Origin of the sequence: Nonomuraea diastatica, assembly GCF_004349015.1 — a bacterium.
Classification (GTDB): domain Bacteria; phylum Actinomycetota; class Actinomycetes; order Streptosporangiales; family Streptosporangiaceae; genus Nonomuraea; species Nonomuraea diastatica.
The window spans coordinates 96,592-111,219 of record NZ_SMKP01000006.1 but is presented as its reverse complement, the minus strand read 5'-3'; the positions used below and the strand labels follow the sequence as shown (position 1 = coordinate 111,219).

Here is a 14,628-nt window from a genome sequence, read left to right as displayed (position 1 = left end):
GCGTTGGTGTGGTCGTCGGTGGAGGCAGTCACAGGTCTCCTCAAGGCTCGGGACGTGGTGGTCACCGGCCAGGCCAGGAGGTCAGGACTGTGATGATGCACATTGCCACGGACACCCTGGGCCTGCTGCTGGCGGTGCTGGTGACGGCGGCATCCGTGCAGGACTCAGCCGGGGGTCAGAAGCTCTTGGACGCCATCGCCACCGAGCACCCCACCGTGGCGGCCACCTGGGTCGATGGCGGCTACAACAACACGGTGATCCGGCATGGCGCCAAGCGCGGGATCGCTGTCCAGGTGGTCAAGCGTGGCGCCGGCAGCGGGTTTCAGGTCCTTCCGCGCCGGTGGGTGGTCGAGCGAACTTTGGGCTGGCTCATGCAGCACCGGCGGCTGGTGCGCGACTACGAGACCCTCCCGCAGCGATCCCGCTCTATGATCTATTGGGCGATGGCTAACATAATGAGCCGGACATTGACTGGAGAATCAACCCAAACCTGGCGCATCAAATATGCCTAGAACGGACATCTAGTTCAAGATCTAGATCAGATGCCCTCTTAGGCCGATATCGAACCTGTCTTTGTCGTCTTCCCATCGGCTCAGCACGGCGTGCGCCGCGACCGCCAGGTCATCGGGCAGACCTGCCGCTCGCAGCGCCCCGGCTACCTCCTCCATCTCTGGAGCCCACCGCCACGCCCGAGCTGCCACGCTCGGCAGGTACGCCGGATCAGCCAACGCGGAGCCGCCCAATTAAGGGTCACCTCACCCGCAGTGAACGTTCCAGACGTAACGATCGTCGCCCCCCATGAGCCCCATGGCGTCGATGCAGGTACCAGGAGCTGAGACGTACACCGGGCCCGCGTAGTACTTGAAGTAGTCACGCTGGCCGACCCAGCCACCGCTTCCGCCTGCGCGCCGGATGGCCACTCCCTTGTACGTCCGCTTGCCCTTGTGCTCGGCGCTGACGCCGTAGGCCAGAGCACAGTTCTTTCCGGTGCTGGAGCTGTAGTAGATCTCAAGGGTGCCATCCTGCGTGCCGGTCTCGGGGATGCGGTAGACACCCACCCGGCTGTAGCTGCTCCCGCACGGACCTGCCGCGCTCGCCGAGGAGGTAGTGGCCGGGAGCAGGAGGGAGACGAGTGCCACAGCCACCAGGGCCGAGACTCTGCTGCCAATACGCATGTGCTTCCTTTGGGTAGATGACGAAGGCTGCCCCCAGCGAGGTTCGCGACCTGGCCGGGGGGGACGAGCCTTGGTGATCATAAGAAGCGGAGTACGGTCGGGCGGAGAATAGAGGTGAACATTCGCCGTACATTGCCGATAGACGTAGTTCAACCGTTCGTCACCCAGTTCAAGGCTCACCTGTTCGGCCGCCGGTGATCAGCGTGTATCTCCTCGCCGAGAGGCGAGACGCTCTGCCACGCGCGCCGGTTCCGACACCTGCCAGCACACGTGGAATGCTCATCATGGTGGCCGCTCGCGGCCTAACTGACCTGGCCTGATGGCCGGTGTCACTCGCAAGGTGAGGCGCTGAGAATTGCTCTCATCGCCTCACCTATTTCATGATCATTTGAAGCGTGGCGCCTTCCTAAACCGGCTCCGCAGGGCCTCCGCCGGGACCTGGCTGAGCTGGTCGGAGGGCTCCCACTTGACGTGCTTGGTGTGGATCGCGCCCGACTCCGTCCAGGTCGTCACCGCCACACCACCAGGCCCTCCCACTCCTCGGGCCGACCTGTCGCCACGCCAACAGCAACACCGCCCGCTCGTGGAGCTCGCCGGTGTCACCACTCGTCGTCGGGCGTGACACTGTCGTCCACTCCTGTCCCACTCGCTCGCCGATGGTGAAGCCGTCCAGCGCGTGCGGCACGTCGGCGGCGTGTTCGCCGGCGCGCTGCCGGGCGGTCCATTCCTGGCGGTCCTGCCGGCGGCGGGCCACGGCCATGGTCTGGGCGAGCATCGCGCGGTCGGCGGCGACCTGTTCGGCGTCGTCGCGCGGGCCGGGCTCGTCGGGGGCCGGGGATGGCGCTGGTGCTGGGCAGGTTGGGCTGGTCTCCTGCAGCTGGTGGCGCAGCTGGGCGATCGCCTTCGAGGTGTGCTCGGGGTCGGCCAGGTGCTGCAGCGCGTCGGCGGGGGTGGCGTCGAGGAAGGCGTCCGGCGGCGCGTTCGGGGTGACCGGTGGATCTTCTCCACCACCAGGTCGTGATCCCAGCAGTCGCCGGAGTCGTAGCGGTAGGCCAGCCACTCGCCGGGGTCGGGCAGCAGGCTGGCCAGGGTCACGTCGTACTCGCTGCTGTGGTGGTCGCCGTACTCGACCCAGTCCTTGGCGAACATGTGCAGGTGGAAGTTTTGCCAGCCCATCGCGATCTGGATCACGTTGTGCAGGTCCCACAGGCGGGCGGCCGACGGCACCTGGATGCGCCGCCAGACCGGCGGCTGGACGTCCCGCAAGGCCACCTTGAGCTGGTGAACGGTGCCGGCCACGACGGCGGTCTCAGCTGCTGGCGGGGCGGTGGGCACGCCCGCGTCCCGGGTTCGGGCCTGTCGCTGGCCAGGGTGAGGTGGGGCCGATCGGCGTCGTGCTCGGTGTCGATGTCTGGTTCGGTTTCGGCGAGGACTGCTGTGATCTCCGTCGCGGGCAGGGCCTCGGGGCCATCGGCGTCGACGTCGGGCGCTTCGCTCTCGCCTTGGCCGGCGTGGTGCGGCGTGGCGTCCGGGTCCTGGTTGCGGGCGGCGCCACCCGGGACCGGCTGTGTGTCGTCTGTCAGGTCATGGTCGTGGGGCTTGCCGCGGGCGATCCGTTCGGCGCGCAGCTGCTCGCGTTCGGCGTCGGTGATCCCGGTGAGGTACTCCCACGTGCTGACCCGCTGGACCTTGCCGCGGGCCAGGTCGTGCTGCAGCACGATCGCACTTCACCCAGGCCACCTCATCGAGCTGGGCGACGTCGGTGTCGACGACCACGTCCTGGATGCCGCTGTCGGGGTCGGCGGTGTTGACCAGGGCGTGGACCACCGGCCCGGTGTAGGCGACCTGCAGGTAGGAGGACTTGCAGCCGGGGCAGGCCGGCACGCGCTTGGTCGCCGGCAGCCGCTCGCCGAGCTCCTTCTCCTGCGCGCGCTGCTGCCGGTCGGCTTCTTGCTCGGCGAGGTGGCGCTGCCACACCGCGGCCGCCTCGACCGGCAGCAGCACGGCCTGCTTGCGGCCCGGCGGGTCAGCGTCACCGGCTCGCCCCCGCCGGCCCGTTCGACCAGTGCGGCCAGGCGGGTGCGAGCCTCTCGCATCCCGATCATCTTAACGAACCGCATTGTGTACGCACCCGGCTCGGGCCGGACAGGAACCCGCACGCCGCCTGGGGCTCCCGCCGGACTGCCCCGGCGCAGTCCATGGACGCTCTTTGTGTACACAAACGAACGCTGTTCATGATCATCCGGCGCTAAGCCTCGCCCGGCGGGCCCTACCGGCTCTCTGAGCGGCCACGACCCGGGCTAGCCAGGCCCGCTCCATGCCCGGCGTCGGGCCCCTAGGGTGCCGGGCCTGGTCGATGGGCTGGTCGTCGACCTGGTCCGGCAGCTCGTGGCGGCGCAGGACTTCCCGCTGGAAGGTCTCCGTCGGCTCGGTCATGATCCCGTTCGGCGCGTCGGGCGGCGGGCAGGGTTGTACCGGTCGCCGAGCGCCTCGGGTCGCCGCTCTCTGGTAAACACCGTCACCTTCGCCTCAGGTCCGGTCAGGCGCTCCCAGCCGAGTCGTTCGTACACCCCTATCGCGGCGAAGGCCTGGGGCGAGGTCAACAGCCAGCAGCGCTCCGCGCCCTCGCACAGCAGGTCGAGGATCCGGCCGGCCAGTCCTCGTCCGCGTGCGTGCGGGCCGACCGCCAGCTCGTCCACCTCCAGGGCGCCGACCAGGCGCCGTTCGGCTTGGTCGCCGAGCTCGGCACGCACCCTGTCGTAGGCGCGGCCGGTGGGGAAAGGGCTCCGCGTAGGCCACGCCGTGCCGAAGCCCATCGGCCTGCCGTCCTGTTCGGCCAGCACCGCGACGAACCCCGGGCGTCCGGTGTCGGTGGCCAGACGACGGGCGAAGTCCGCGACGCCGGATCCGTCCTCGTTCCACGGCGGTTCACTGAAGGCGGCGCCGTAGATCTCCATCAGCTCGGCGGCGCGAGCCCGCGTCTGCTCGCCGGTCAGCCGTTCCAGCGTCACCGGGCCCGCCGTCATGGCGTGCGGCCCAGCCCGGCCAGGACGTTGTGGCGGGTGAGGCCCTGGCGGATGAGGTCCTCCGGCTCGGTGCGCCAGTCGGCCAGCGGGACAAGCCCGGGCTCGACGAGCTCCATGTCGCCGAAGTACGACAGGATCTCCTCCCGGCTGCGCCAGCGCCCGGTGCCCAGATTCTGGTTGAAGTTCCGCTCGGCCGCCTCAGCGATCTCGGACGCCTCCGGGTGCTCGGCGCCCGGGTTGTGGAAGTGCACGATGGCCAGGTGGCTGCCGGGGGCCAGCGCCCGGTGCAGGCGGGCCATCACGCCGCCGGGATCCTCGTCGTCGCTGAGGTGGTGCAGGACGGAGACGAGCAGCAACCCCACGGGCCGGCTGAAGTCCAGCAGCTCGGTGACCTCGGGGTTGTCCAGGATCTCCGCCGGGCAGCGCAGGTCGCCCGCCACCACCGTGGTGGCGTCGTCGGTGGCCAGCAGCGCCCTGCCGTGGGTCAGCACGATCGGGTCGTTGTCGACATAGGCCACGCGGGCCTCCGGCGCCTTCCCCTGCGCGATCTCGTGCACGTTGCCCCGTGTGGGCAGCCCTGAGCCGATGTCGAGGAACTGCCTGATGCCGGCCTCCGTGACCATGTGCTCCACGGCGCGGCGCAGGAAGGCCCGGTTGGCCCGCCCCGCCTCGCGGGCGTCGGGGGCGATCCGCAGCGCCTCCTCGGCGACGGCGCGGTCGACGGCGAAGTTGTCCTTGCCGCCAAGGAAATAGTCGTACACGCGGGCGATGCTGGGCCGGGTGGGGTCGATCCCCGGAGGGACCACGCCGTCTCCGGCCTCGTCCCGTCCAGTGGCCTGATCGCCGTCACGCATGGAATCTCACGCCTTCATCGACCTGGGGCTGGACTGATCATCGTACGGGACTGGCCGTTGTCGGCATATGTCCAGCCCTGTGCCTTTCCTTGCCCCGCTGGTCCGCCGGATGCGCGAGACCTGCCCCGGCACACCGCGACTTGCTGGATTTACTTGTCTGAGTTATTTTTTACCTAACCAAGTAATCAACGGGCAGGAGCCAGCTCATGACCGGATCGCCGATGAAGGGACGCAAGAGAGCCGCGTGGACACTGGTCGCGCTGGCGCCGATCTGCGCGGAGATGACGTTCGGCGCGATCCCGCTGAGCGTGATGTGGCTGCTGCCGCTCCTGGTGCCGATGTACGGCGCGGGCGTGCTGCTGATCAGGGAGGCGGTGCGCCGCACCGGCGGCGGCTGGCCGAGCCTGCTCGTCCTGGGTCTGGTGTACGAACTCGCCGAGGACGGCATCGGGCTGCAGGCGCTGACCAGCCCCGCCCTCTACCAGGCCGCCGAGTGGGGGCCGCGCGTGTTCGGCCTCAACACGACCTACTGGGAGTCGCAGATCGGCTACCACGCCGTGTTCAGCGTGATGATCCCGATCATGCTCACGGATCTCCTGCACCCGGCCCACCGCGACCGCCCTTACCTGCGGCGGGGCGGGCTCATCGGCGTCGGCGTCGTCGCGCTCCTCGGCGTGGCCATGTTGCGGATGCTCATCCCGCCGGTCATGGATCCGGGCTACCAGGCGCCGCTGCCGGTGCTGGCCGCGTTCGTCCTGGCGGGCGTGGTGCTCTCCGTCCTCGCCCTGAAGGTGCTTCCCGGACGTACGCCGGCGCCCCCGGCCGGCACGAGCGCGCCGAAGCCCGCCGTCGTGGGCCTGCTGGCCGCGCTCGCCACCGTCGCCTTCCTCGGCCTGCTCATCCCGATCGTCCCGCCGCCCGCCGGCGGCAGGGGCTGGTGGGTGCTCGTGCCGATGATCCTGGCCGCCGCGGTCGCCGTCGTCGCCGGCGTACTGCTCCACCGCTGGTCCGCCGCGGGCTGGACGGACACGCACCGGGTCTGGCTGGCCGGGGGCGCGCTGGTGTCCCACACCCTGTTCGGTGCCGCCGTCATGGCCACGACCACCTTCGACCGCGTGGGCCTGGTCGGCTTCGCCGTGCTCATGGCGCTGCTGCTGGTCCTGCTCGGCCGGCGCGCCGAACGCCGCTTCGTGCCGTCGGGCTGACCGGCAGGCCCGGGTACCGCCCGCCCCCGTGGCGCCGGTAGCGGAGGCGGGAGCAGGCGTTGGGGGTTCCCGTCATGGTCGCGGAGCACCCGTGATCCCTAGCGTTGAGATCAACCGCTGATGACGTTGAGGGAGAACCGGTGAATTCACGATGGACGCGGACGGCGACCGTGGTGTTCTGCTGCTCTACCCGGGCGGGCCGGGCGCCGCGGGTCTCGGCATGCCCCTGGAGGGGGCGATGAGGGGACTGCCGGGAAGCGTCCGGGAGGCGTACGATCTCATCGGTTTCGACCCGCGGGGCATCGGCAGGAGCACACCGATCACCTGCGGGTTCGACCGCCGACAAGGACGGCATCCTTCCGTACATCTCCACGGCGAACACGGCGCGGGACATGGACCGCATCCGCGCCGCGCTCGGGGAGGAGCGCGTCTCCTACCACGGGGTCTCCTACGGCACCTATCTCGGGGCGGTCTACGCCCAGTTTCCCCCAGCGCACGGACCGGTTCGTGCTGGACAGCGTGGTGGATCCGGACAAGGTCTGGCGTGGCATGTTCCGCCAGCGGGGGCTTGGCATGGAGTTGCGATTCCCGGATTTCGCGGCGTGGGCCGCGGCCAGGCACGAGAAGTACGGCCTGGGCCGCACACCCCGGCACAGGTGCGCAAGACGTGGTTCCGCATGGTGGCCCGGCTCGACGACGCACCGGTGAACGGGATCAACCGCCGGGATCACTGATCTCAGCGCTCTCCGGCCGCGCACATCGGGGAGTCCGACATGTCCGGCAAATGTCCGATCGTTGCCCTGGCTCGCCCTCCGTCCCGCGGCGAGACTGAGCCCCACAAGGAGCCCTGTTCATAGCGGCGTTGCGCGACGTGGAGGCGAGCGATGGGTAAGCACAAGAGAATCGGTCCGGCTGTGGTGCTCTCGCTCGCGGCGTGCGCCGCCGTGTCGACGGCGGTGGCCGCCCCCGCGGCGGCGGCCACCTGCTACGCGAGCGGCGGCAATCTGTACTGCGACAACGCCCCCGCTCCGATCTACGCGGCCCCGCAGTATTCCCGGCCCAACGGCAACCCGGAGCGGGTCGTCGACCGTCTGCTCACGACGTTCAGCTATTTCAAGTGCTACCGGACCGGCCAGCAGCACGGCGGCGGGAACAACGTCTGGTACTACACGTATGGTGACCAGACCGGCAGCTGGGGATACGTGGCGGCGGTCAACGTGTACACCTCGGTCGATCCGTACCCCGGTGTAGCGCACTGCTGAACGGCGCAGGAGCCGGCGCGCTCCCCGTGCCCGAGCGGCCGTGTCACCGGTGTGAACCAAAGTCCTGACTGAGTGTGCTGTCGGCCGGTAACATGAGAACTTCTCTTGATGTGAACTTCTCGCGGGGTGGCAACCGGTGGCTGATCTCTGGTTCGGTGTCCTCGGCCCGCTGGACGTGCGGGCCGGCGGGCGGCGGATCCCCCTGCACGGACCTCGCCAGGAGAGGGCGCTCGCGGCCCTCCTGCTGGACGCCGGCCACGCGGTGACGGTCGACCGCCTCATCGACGTCGTGTGGGAGGAGCCGCCCGCCTCGGCGCGCCGCCAGATCCAGGACCTGGTGTCGAAACTGCGGCGGGCCCTGGCCGACGCCGGCGCGGGCGGTGACGTCATCACCACCGTACGCGGCGGCTACCTGCTGTGGCCCGGCGTCGGCCGGCTGGACGTGACGGAGTTCGAGGAGCTCGTCGCGTCCGCGCGCGACGCCGAGCCCGCGCATGCGGCCGGCCTGCTCAGGCAGGCGCTCGCCCTGTGGCGGGGCGAGCCGCTGGGCGGCGTGGACTGCCCGGCGCTCGCCGGCGACGTGCGCACCCTGCAGGAGAAACAGCTGGCGGTCTGGGAGGAGTGGGCGAAGCTCGAGCTGGCCGCCGGCCGCCACCACGAGGTCACCGCCGAGCTGACCGCCCTGGTCGAGCGCCATCCGCTGCGCGAGTCGCTGGTGGCGTCGCTGATGCGGGCCATGACCGCCGCAGGCCGCGCGGCCGACGCGCTCGACGTCTACCACCGGGCGCGCGAGAAGCTGCGGGACGGGCTGGGCCTCGATCCGGGTAAGGAGCTCCAGAGCCTGTACGAACGCATCCTGCGGGCCGCCGAGCCCGGCCCGCTCCCGGAGCCGCCGCCCCCGCCCGTCGCCGCGTCCCAGCTGCCCATGGACGCCTTCGGCTTCGTCGGCAGGGGCGGCGAGCTCGCCCGGCTCGACGCCCTGCTGGACCACGTCGCGCTCCAGCCGACGGCGGTGGCGATGGCCGTCGTGTCGGGCAGCGCGGGCGTCGGCAAGACCGCGCTGGTGACGCACTGGGCGCACCGCGTCCGCGACCGTTTCCCCGGCGGGCACCTGTACGTGAACCTGCGCGGATTCGATCCCGGCGGGTCGATGGTGGCGCCGGAGGAGGCGGTGCGCGGGTTCCTGTTCGCGCTCGGGGTGCCGCCGCAGGGCGTGCCGCCCGACATGGACGCCCAGACGGCGCTCTACCGGAGCCTGCTGGCCGGCCGCAGGGTGCTGATCGTCCTGGACAACGCCCACGACGCCGGCCAGGTGCGCCCGCTGCTGCCGGGCTCTCCCGGCTGCGTCGTGGTGGTGACCAGCCGCAACCGGCTGCCCGCCCTGGTCGCCAAGGAGGGCGCCGTCTCGCTGCCGCTGAACCTGCCGACGGGCGGCGAGGCCAGGGAGCTGCTCGCCCGCCAGCTGGGGGACGGGCGGGTCGCCGCCGAGCCGGACACCGTGGACGAGCTCATCGCGCGATGCGGCCGGCTGCCGCTGGCCCTGGCGATCGCCGCCGCCCGCGCGGCCGTGCGGCCCGGCGTTCCGCTGGCCGCCATCGCCGCGGAACTGCGCGAGGCGCCCGGGGTGCTGGACGCGCTCGACGCCGGGGAACCGGCGACCCGGGTCAGGGCCGTGTTCTCGTGGTCGTACCGGATTCTCGGCGACGAGACGGCGCGCATGTTCCGCGCGCTGGCGACGCACCCCGGGCCGCGCATCGGCGTGGCCGCGGCGGCGAGCCTGGCCGGGGTCCCCGTACGCGATGCCCGCTCGCTGCTGGAGAGGCTGGCGGGCGCGCACCTCGTCACCGAGGACGCCCCTGGCCGGTACGCCTTCCACGACCTGATGCGCGCCTACGCCGGAGAGCTGGCCGACCTCCACGATCCTCCCGGGGAGCGGGACGCCGCCCGGCGCCGCCTCCACGACCACTACATCCACACCGCGGAGCAGGCCGACCGGCTGCTCGACCCGCACCAGGACATCCCTCCGGAAGAGCCGTCGGCCGGTGTCGTCGCCGAGGAACACCGCGACCAGCCGGACGCGCTGGCGTGGTTCGCCGCGGAGCACGCGGCGCTGCTCGCCGCCGTCGAGGACGCGGCGCGGTCGGGTCTCGACGCGCAGGCGTGGCGGCTCGCCATGGCACTCTACGACTACCTGGATCTGCACTCGCACCTGCACGACCAGATCGCCGTGCAGACGACCGGCCTCGAGGCGGCCCGGCGCCTCGGCGACCGGGCGGGGCAGGCGCATTCACACCGCCGGCTCGGCTGGGCCCTGCGCCGCCTCGACCGCCACGACGACGCCCACGTCCACCTGCGGTCGGCCCTTGACCTGCACGAAGGCCTCGACGACGACCGGAGCCTGGCGCACGTCCACGGCAACCTGTCCGGCGTGCTCGAACGGCAGGGCAGGTACGCGGAGGCGCTCGTCCACGCGGAGCGAGCCTTGGAGCTCTACACCGCGGCCGGTCTGCCGGCCTGGCAGGCTCGGGCGCTCAACGCCGTCGGCTGGCTCCACGGGCTGCTGGGCGACTACGACAAGGCCCTCAAACACTGCGGCCGGGCGTTGTGGATGCACGAGGCGTCGGCCGATCGGCGCGGCCAGGCGGCCACCTGGGACAGCCTGGGCTTCGCCCACCACCATCTCGGCTCGCACCAGCAGGCCGTCGCCTGCTTCACCCGCGCCCTCGACCTGCTCAGATACCTCGGCGACCGGTACGGTCAGGCCGAGACGCTGCTCGTCCTCGGCGACGCCCACCAGGCCGGCGGGGAGACCGGCGAGAGCCTGCGCGCCTGGCGGGAGGCTCACGACATCCTCGTCGAGCTCAATCACCCCGATGTCGGCAAGGCCCTCGCCCGGTTCGGCCGCCGGCGGGAAACCGGCTCCTCCTCCGGCGCCCCACGGTGATCACCGCTGCCGGACGCGCGGAGCCGCCCGCCTGACGGGCCGCTCCGCGCGTATTCTTGGGCGAGGCGCCGACAGTGAGGGAGGCAGGTCCCTGATCGACGACCCGCACCCGTTGTCCTCATGGCCGGCCGCGTGGGTGCCGATCGTCGCCGGCGTCGCCTTCGTGGCGTCGGGCGTCGTCGCGTGGAGGTCGAGCCCGCGCCGCCCGATCGGCCCGCTGCTGGTCGTCGAGGGTCTGCTGTGGACGCTCCACCAGTTCCCGCCGCCCGTGCCACGCGAGCTCCTCGCCCTGACGGCGGGGGCCTGGCCTGCGCTGCTGGCGCACCTCGTCATGGCCTTCCCGACCGGCCGGCTGCCGGACGGGGCGTCCCGGCTGGTGGCGGGCCTGGGCTATCTGTGCGTCGCCGCGATGGGTCTGCGGCACCTGGCCGGGCCGCCGGTGCGCGAGGCGATCGCCGGGGCGGGCACGCTCATGCTCGTGGTCGTCGGCGGCGCCGTGATCGCCCTGCAGGCGGCACGGTTGCGGAGGAGCAGTACCGCCCGGCGCCGCGCGCTCCTGCCGGTGCTCGCGGCCGCGGTCGTGGCGACGGCGCTGTTCGTCGTCTGGAAACCGGTCGCGGTCGCCCTGGCCGCCGGGACATCCCTCGTGGGCGCGGCCGGGCAGCCCGCCGTGGATGCTGGTGCGCCGGCGCTCGCGCTGTCCGTGCAGGTCGCCCTCGCCGCGATCCCGTTGGCGTTCCTCTGGAGCCTGCTGCGCCGCCGCATCGACCGGGGCGGGGTCGCCGGCCTGGTGGTGCGGCTGAGCAAAGAACCGCGGTCCGCCACGCTTCAGGCCGCGCTGGCCGAGACCCTGCACGATCCGACGCTGCGCGTCGGTTACTGGGTGCCGGAGTCAGGGGGATATCTCGATGTCGGTGGAGAGCTCGTACGCGAAGGGCCGGGCCAGGCGGTGACCAGGGTCGACGGTGACGGCCCGCTGGCCGTTCTGACGCATGACCCGGCCCTGCTGGAGGACCCGGACCTGATCGAGGCGGCGTGTGCCGCCGTGTCGCTCGCCCTGGAGAACGAGCGCCTGACCGCGGAGCTGCGGGCGCGGCTGCGCCAGCTCGCCGAGTCCCGCGCGCAGGTCGTGCGCGCCGCCGAGGCCGAACGCCGCCGCCTGGAGCGTGACCTGCACGACGGCGTGCAGCAGCGGTTGTTGTCGATCCCGCTGACGCTGAGCCTGGCCGAGGCCGCGCTGAGCTCGGGAGCCGAGCGGACACGCCCGCTGATCGCCGAGGCCAGGAACATCGCGCTGACCACGCTCGGCGAGGTGCGCGCACTCGCCCAGGGCATCCACCCGCCGATCCTGACCGAACGCGGCCTGGCGGGCGCGGTGCACGAGCTGGCCGCCGTGGCCCCGGTGCCGGTGACGATCTCCTCCGACGTCCCCGGCGACCTGCCCGCGGAGATCGAGACCACCGCCTACTACGTGGTGGCCGAGGCGCTGTCCAACCTCGCCAAGCACGCCGCCGCCGGCCGGGCCGAGGTCAGGATCGGCCGGGCGGACGGCCTGCTGACGGTGGAGGTCAGGGACGACGGCCGCGGCGGAGCCGATCCGGAGCGGGGGTCGGGGCTACGCGGCCTGGCCGACCGGGTCGAGACGAACGGCGGCAGCCTGCGTGTGCACAGCCCGCCCGGCCGGGGCACCTGGATCGAGGCGAGGTTGCCGTGCGCGTAGTCATCGCCGAGGACAACACGCTCTTGCGCGAAGGGGTCGCACGGCTGCTCGGCGAGGCCGGGTTCGACGTCGTGGCGACGGTCGAGGACGCGCCCGGGCTGCTGGCGCAGGTGGCGCGGCACCGGCCGGAGGTGGCGGTCGTGGACATCCGCCTGCCGCCGACGCGCACTGACGAGGGACTGCGGGCGGCCCAGCGGATCCGCCGCGCGCATCCCGGCACGGGGGTTCTCGTCCTGTCACAGTACGTACGGGTCAGCTACACGGTGGAGCTGCTGGACGGTGGTGCGCGGGGGCTGGGCTACCTGCTGAAGGACCGGGTGTCCGATGTGGGCGAGTTCGCCGCGGCGGTCCGCCAGGTAGGCCGGGGCGGATCGGCGTTCGACCCGATCGTGGTCGACCAGCTCGTGGAGCGGCACACCGCCGGTGACGACCCGCTGCACACACTGACCGGACGCGAACGCGCCGTGCTCGCCCTCATGGCGGAGGGCCGTACCAACCAGGCCATCGCCGAGCGCCTGACCATCGCAGAACGCACCGTGGAGAAGCACTGCACCAGCATCTTCGCCAAGCTCGCCCTGCCCGCGCGGCCGGACGACCACCGGCGGGTGCTGGCCGTGCTCCGCTACCTGAACGCCTGACCGCCGTGGTGCGGCCAGCCGTACCACGGCGGGGCGGGTGGCACGGGCCGGGACGGGTGCCGGCTCGCTTACCCCCCGACGTCCGCGGCAGCACACTCATCCGGTGAGACGCCCGCAGCGGTGCGGGCCTACGGAGAGTGAGCCGCCCTATGAACGTCGTCACCGTCGCCCGAGGCGCCGCCGCCGCCATGAGCCTGATCATGGCCGGGTATCTGGCCCTCGACGGAGCCCACCGGCCGGACAATCCCTTCCTGTGGCCGGACGCCGCCGTGGCCGTGTTCCTCGCGGTCGCGAGCGCGCTGCCGCGCCGCCCCGCGCCCATCGCCATGATCGTCGGCTTCGGCTGGTCGGCGGGGGTCCTCACGGTCTCCGTCTTCAGCTACGTGGTGCGCGGCGAGTTCGCCTGGCCGAACGTGGCGCTGGTGGTGGTCGCCCTGACCGCGGCGGCCCTGCTCGGCCGGCATCTCATGACGCCTGCCGCGCGGGGACGGGTCCCGGTGGACGCGGCGAACCTGCCGCCCCGGTGACCCGGGAGCCGGGCGTCGGGTAGGTTGCGGCAATGGCCCATCCGCACCGCGTCCAGCTCCACACCGGGCGTTCGTCAGGTGTGAAGGTCCTGAGCGGGTGTTCCAGCGTCGTGGTGCTGTTCCTGATCCTCGTGACGGCCTGGATCGCCACCATTCTGTCCGGCTGGCTCTCCGTGGTGATGGGTGCTATCGCCGCCCTGGTCGGGGTCTTTTCCGTCGTCGCCCTGGGGATCGTGCTGGCCGACCTGCTGCGTGCGGCCGCCTGGCTCGACGGCAGGGTCCTCGCCGTGCGCTCCGCCTTCACCACCGACCGGTGCGATCTGGCCGCGGCTCACCTGTTCACGATCGACTCGGTCGCCGAGCGCTCCTATGTCGGGGACCTCGGCTCCGTGCCGACCGGGCGGCTGATCCCTCGGCTCCGTGTCCAGGATCCGGGCACGGGCCGCCTGGTCGGCCTGGCCCTGCAGGACCCGGCCACCCGCACCCCGCTCCCGGCGGTACGGCTGCACGCCCTGGCCGACGCCATCATGGCCGGCCGCCGCCCTGAGCCGTACGCGCGGCAGGCCTGGCAGGTCGCCCAGGAGCTGCGCCGCCTGGCCGGCGACCCCTTCGCCGCGCAACCCTGAGCGCCCGGCGTCAGCGGAGCGCCTCCTGCGGGGCGTCCGCGCGCAGCGGCCTGAGCGCCCGGGACCAGGTGATGACCTCGTCGAGCAGCTCGACGAGGGTCTCCTCCTGGTGCGGGCCGGGGGTGATCACGCCGGGGTCGGTGGGGCCGGTGAGCTCGAAGTCGGTGAACGCCGACAACGCGACCTGGGTGCGGACGTTGGCGACCTGGAGCTCGGTCATGGACAGGCGCAGTTGCTCCACGGCGCGGGTGCCGCCGTGGACACCGTGGCTGACGAACCCGGCCGCCTTGTTGTTCCATTCGGCGAACAGGTAGTCGATCGCGTTCTTCAGCGCGGCGGGCATGCCGCGGTTGTATTCCGGCGTGACGAAGACGAATCCGTCGAGGGCCGCGATGGCCCGCGCCCAGCGCTGGGTGTGCGGGTGGCGATAGTCGCCGAACATCGCGGGCACGGGCTCGTCCAGCAGCGGCAGCCCGTGCTCGGCCGGATCGACGAGGTCGAAGGTGGCCTCTCCCGCCGTGACGGCGGCGTGCCGCGCGGCGACCTCGGCGACCCACTGGGCCGCGACGGCCGTCCTGCGGTGCGGGCGGGTGCTGCCGACGATGATGCCAATGTTGATCATGGGTCTCTCCTGTCGTGCCTTCTTCGGGT

General features: G+C 71.9%; 15 protein-coding genes. 8 read left to right on the top strand and 7 right to left on the bottom strand.

Annotation, left to right across the window (positions count from 1 at the left end):
• Nucleotides 1-8: 8 nt before the first annotated feature.
• Nucleotides 9-512 carry a transposase gene (locus tag E1294_RS03570; RefSeq protein ID WP_281284358.1) on the top strand — a complete coding sequence of 168 codons (504 nt, stop codon included), beginning with the start codon at nucleotides 9-11 and terminating at the stop codon, nucleotides 510-512.
• 21 nt (nucleotides 513-533) lie between these two features.
• Here E1294_RS03570 and E1294_RS55410 read toward each other — a convergent pair whose 3' ends face one another.
• The 6 genes from E1294_RS55410 to E1294_RS03540 all read right to left on the bottom strand — a co-directional run bounded on the left by E1294_RS55410 (nucleotide 534) and on the right by E1294_RS03540 (nucleotide 5,055).
• Nucleotides 534-728, bottom strand: coding sequence for a DUF1932 domain-containing protein (locus E1294_RS55410; RefSeq protein ID WP_281284357.1), 195 nt, complete (start codon nucleotides 726-728; stop codon nucleotides 534-536).
• Nucleotides 729-755: 27 nt separating this feature from the next.
• On the bottom strand, nucleotides 756-1,175 hold the full coding sequence (locus E1294_RS03560) for a hypothetical protein (protein ID WP_132504378.1): 420 nt from the start codon (nucleotides 1,173-1,175) through the stop codon (nucleotides 756-758).
• A 384-nt stretch (nucleotides 1,176-1,559) separates the two neighbouring features.
• Nucleotides 1,560-2,402 (bottom strand): plasmid pRiA4b ORF-3 family protein, encoded by an 843-nt coding sequence (locus E1294_RS03555; RefSeq protein ID WP_425465191.1) that lies wholly within the window; start codon nucleotides 2,400-2,402, stop codon nucleotides 1,560-1,562.
• A 357-nt stretch (nucleotides 2,403-2,759) separates the two neighbouring features.
• On the bottom strand, nucleotides 2,760-3,179 hold the full coding sequence (locus E1294_RS03550) for a hypothetical protein (RefSeq protein WP_132504374.1): 420 nt from the start codon (nucleotides 3,177-3,179) through the stop codon (nucleotides 2,760-2,762).
• A 428-nt stretch (nucleotides 3,180-3,607) separates the two neighbouring features.
• Nucleotides 3,608-4,201, bottom strand: coding sequence for a GNAT family N-acetyltransferase (locus E1294_RS03545; protein ID WP_132504372.1), 594 nt, complete (start codon nucleotides 4,199-4,201; stop codon nucleotides 3,608-3,610).
• The gene (locus E1294_RS03540) at nucleotides 4,198-5,055 is read right to left on the bottom strand and encodes an SAM-dependent methyltransferase (RefSeq protein WP_132504370.1); all 858 of its coding nucleotides are present in this window, start codon (nucleotides 5,053-5,055) and stop codon (nucleotides 4,198-4,200) included. Before E1294_RS03540 ends, E1294_RS03545 begins: the two co-directional genes overlap by 4 nt.
• Nucleotides 5,056-5,261: 206 nt before the next feature.
• Between E1294_RS03540 and E1294_RS03535 the strand changes: the two genes are divergently transcribed.
• The 7 genes from E1294_RS03535 to E1294_RS03500 all read left to right on the top strand — a co-directional run bounded on the left by E1294_RS03535 (nucleotide 5,262) and on the right by E1294_RS03500 (nucleotide 13,977).
• Entirely contained in the window at nucleotides 5,262-6,260 is a 999-nt protein-coding gene (locus E1294_RS03535) for a hypothetical protein (RefSeq protein ID WP_132504368.1), read from the top strand.
• An 884-nt stretch (nucleotides 6,261-7,144) separates the two neighbouring features.
• Complete coding sequence (locus E1294_RS03525) at nucleotides 7,145-7,522, top strand: hypothetical protein (RefSeq protein ID WP_132504366.1); 378 nt, start codon at nucleotides 7,145-7,147, stop codon at nucleotides 7,520-7,522.
• 136 nt (nucleotides 7,523-7,658) lie between these two features.
• Entirely contained in the window at nucleotides 7,659-10,466 is a 2,808-nt protein-coding gene (locus E1294_RS03520; protein WP_132504364.1) for an AfsR/SARP family transcriptional regulator, read from the top strand.
• A gap of 112 nt (nucleotides 10,467-10,578) precedes the next feature.
• Nucleotides 10,579-12,186 (top strand): sensor histidine kinase, encoded by a 1,608-nt coding sequence (locus tag E1294_RS03515; RefSeq protein ID WP_165977061.1) that lies wholly within the window; start codon nucleotides 10,579-10,581, stop codon nucleotides 12,184-12,186.
• Nucleotides 12,177-12,824 (top strand): response regulator transcription factor, encoded by a 648-nt coding sequence (locus E1294_RS03510; RefSeq protein ID WP_132504360.1) that lies wholly within the window; start codon nucleotides 12,177-12,179, stop codon nucleotides 12,822-12,824. Before E1294_RS03515 ends, E1294_RS03510 begins: the two co-directional genes overlap by 10 nt.
• 149 nt (nucleotides 12,825-12,973) lie before the next feature.
• Nucleotides 12,974-13,351, top strand: a complete 378-nt coding sequence (locus E1294_RS03505) for a hypothetical protein (protein ID WP_132504358.1) — start codon at nucleotides 12,974-12,976, stop codon at nucleotides 13,349-13,351.
• 32 nt (nucleotides 13,352-13,383) lie between these two features.
• Nucleotides 13,384-13,977 (top strand): hypothetical protein, encoded by a 594-nt coding sequence (locus E1294_RS03500; protein WP_132504356.1) that lies wholly within the window; start codon nucleotides 13,384-13,386, stop codon nucleotides 13,975-13,977.
• A gap of 10 nt (nucleotides 13,978-13,987) precedes the next feature.
• Here the strand turns inward: E1294_RS03500 and E1294_RS03495 are convergent, their stop codons facing one another.
• Nucleotides 13,988-14,599, bottom strand: a complete 612-nt coding sequence (locus tag E1294_RS03495; protein ID WP_132504354.1) for an NADPH-dependent FMN reductase — start codon at nucleotides 14,597-14,599, stop codon at nucleotides 13,988-13,990.
• Nucleotides 14,600-14,628: the final 29 nt, after the last annotated feature.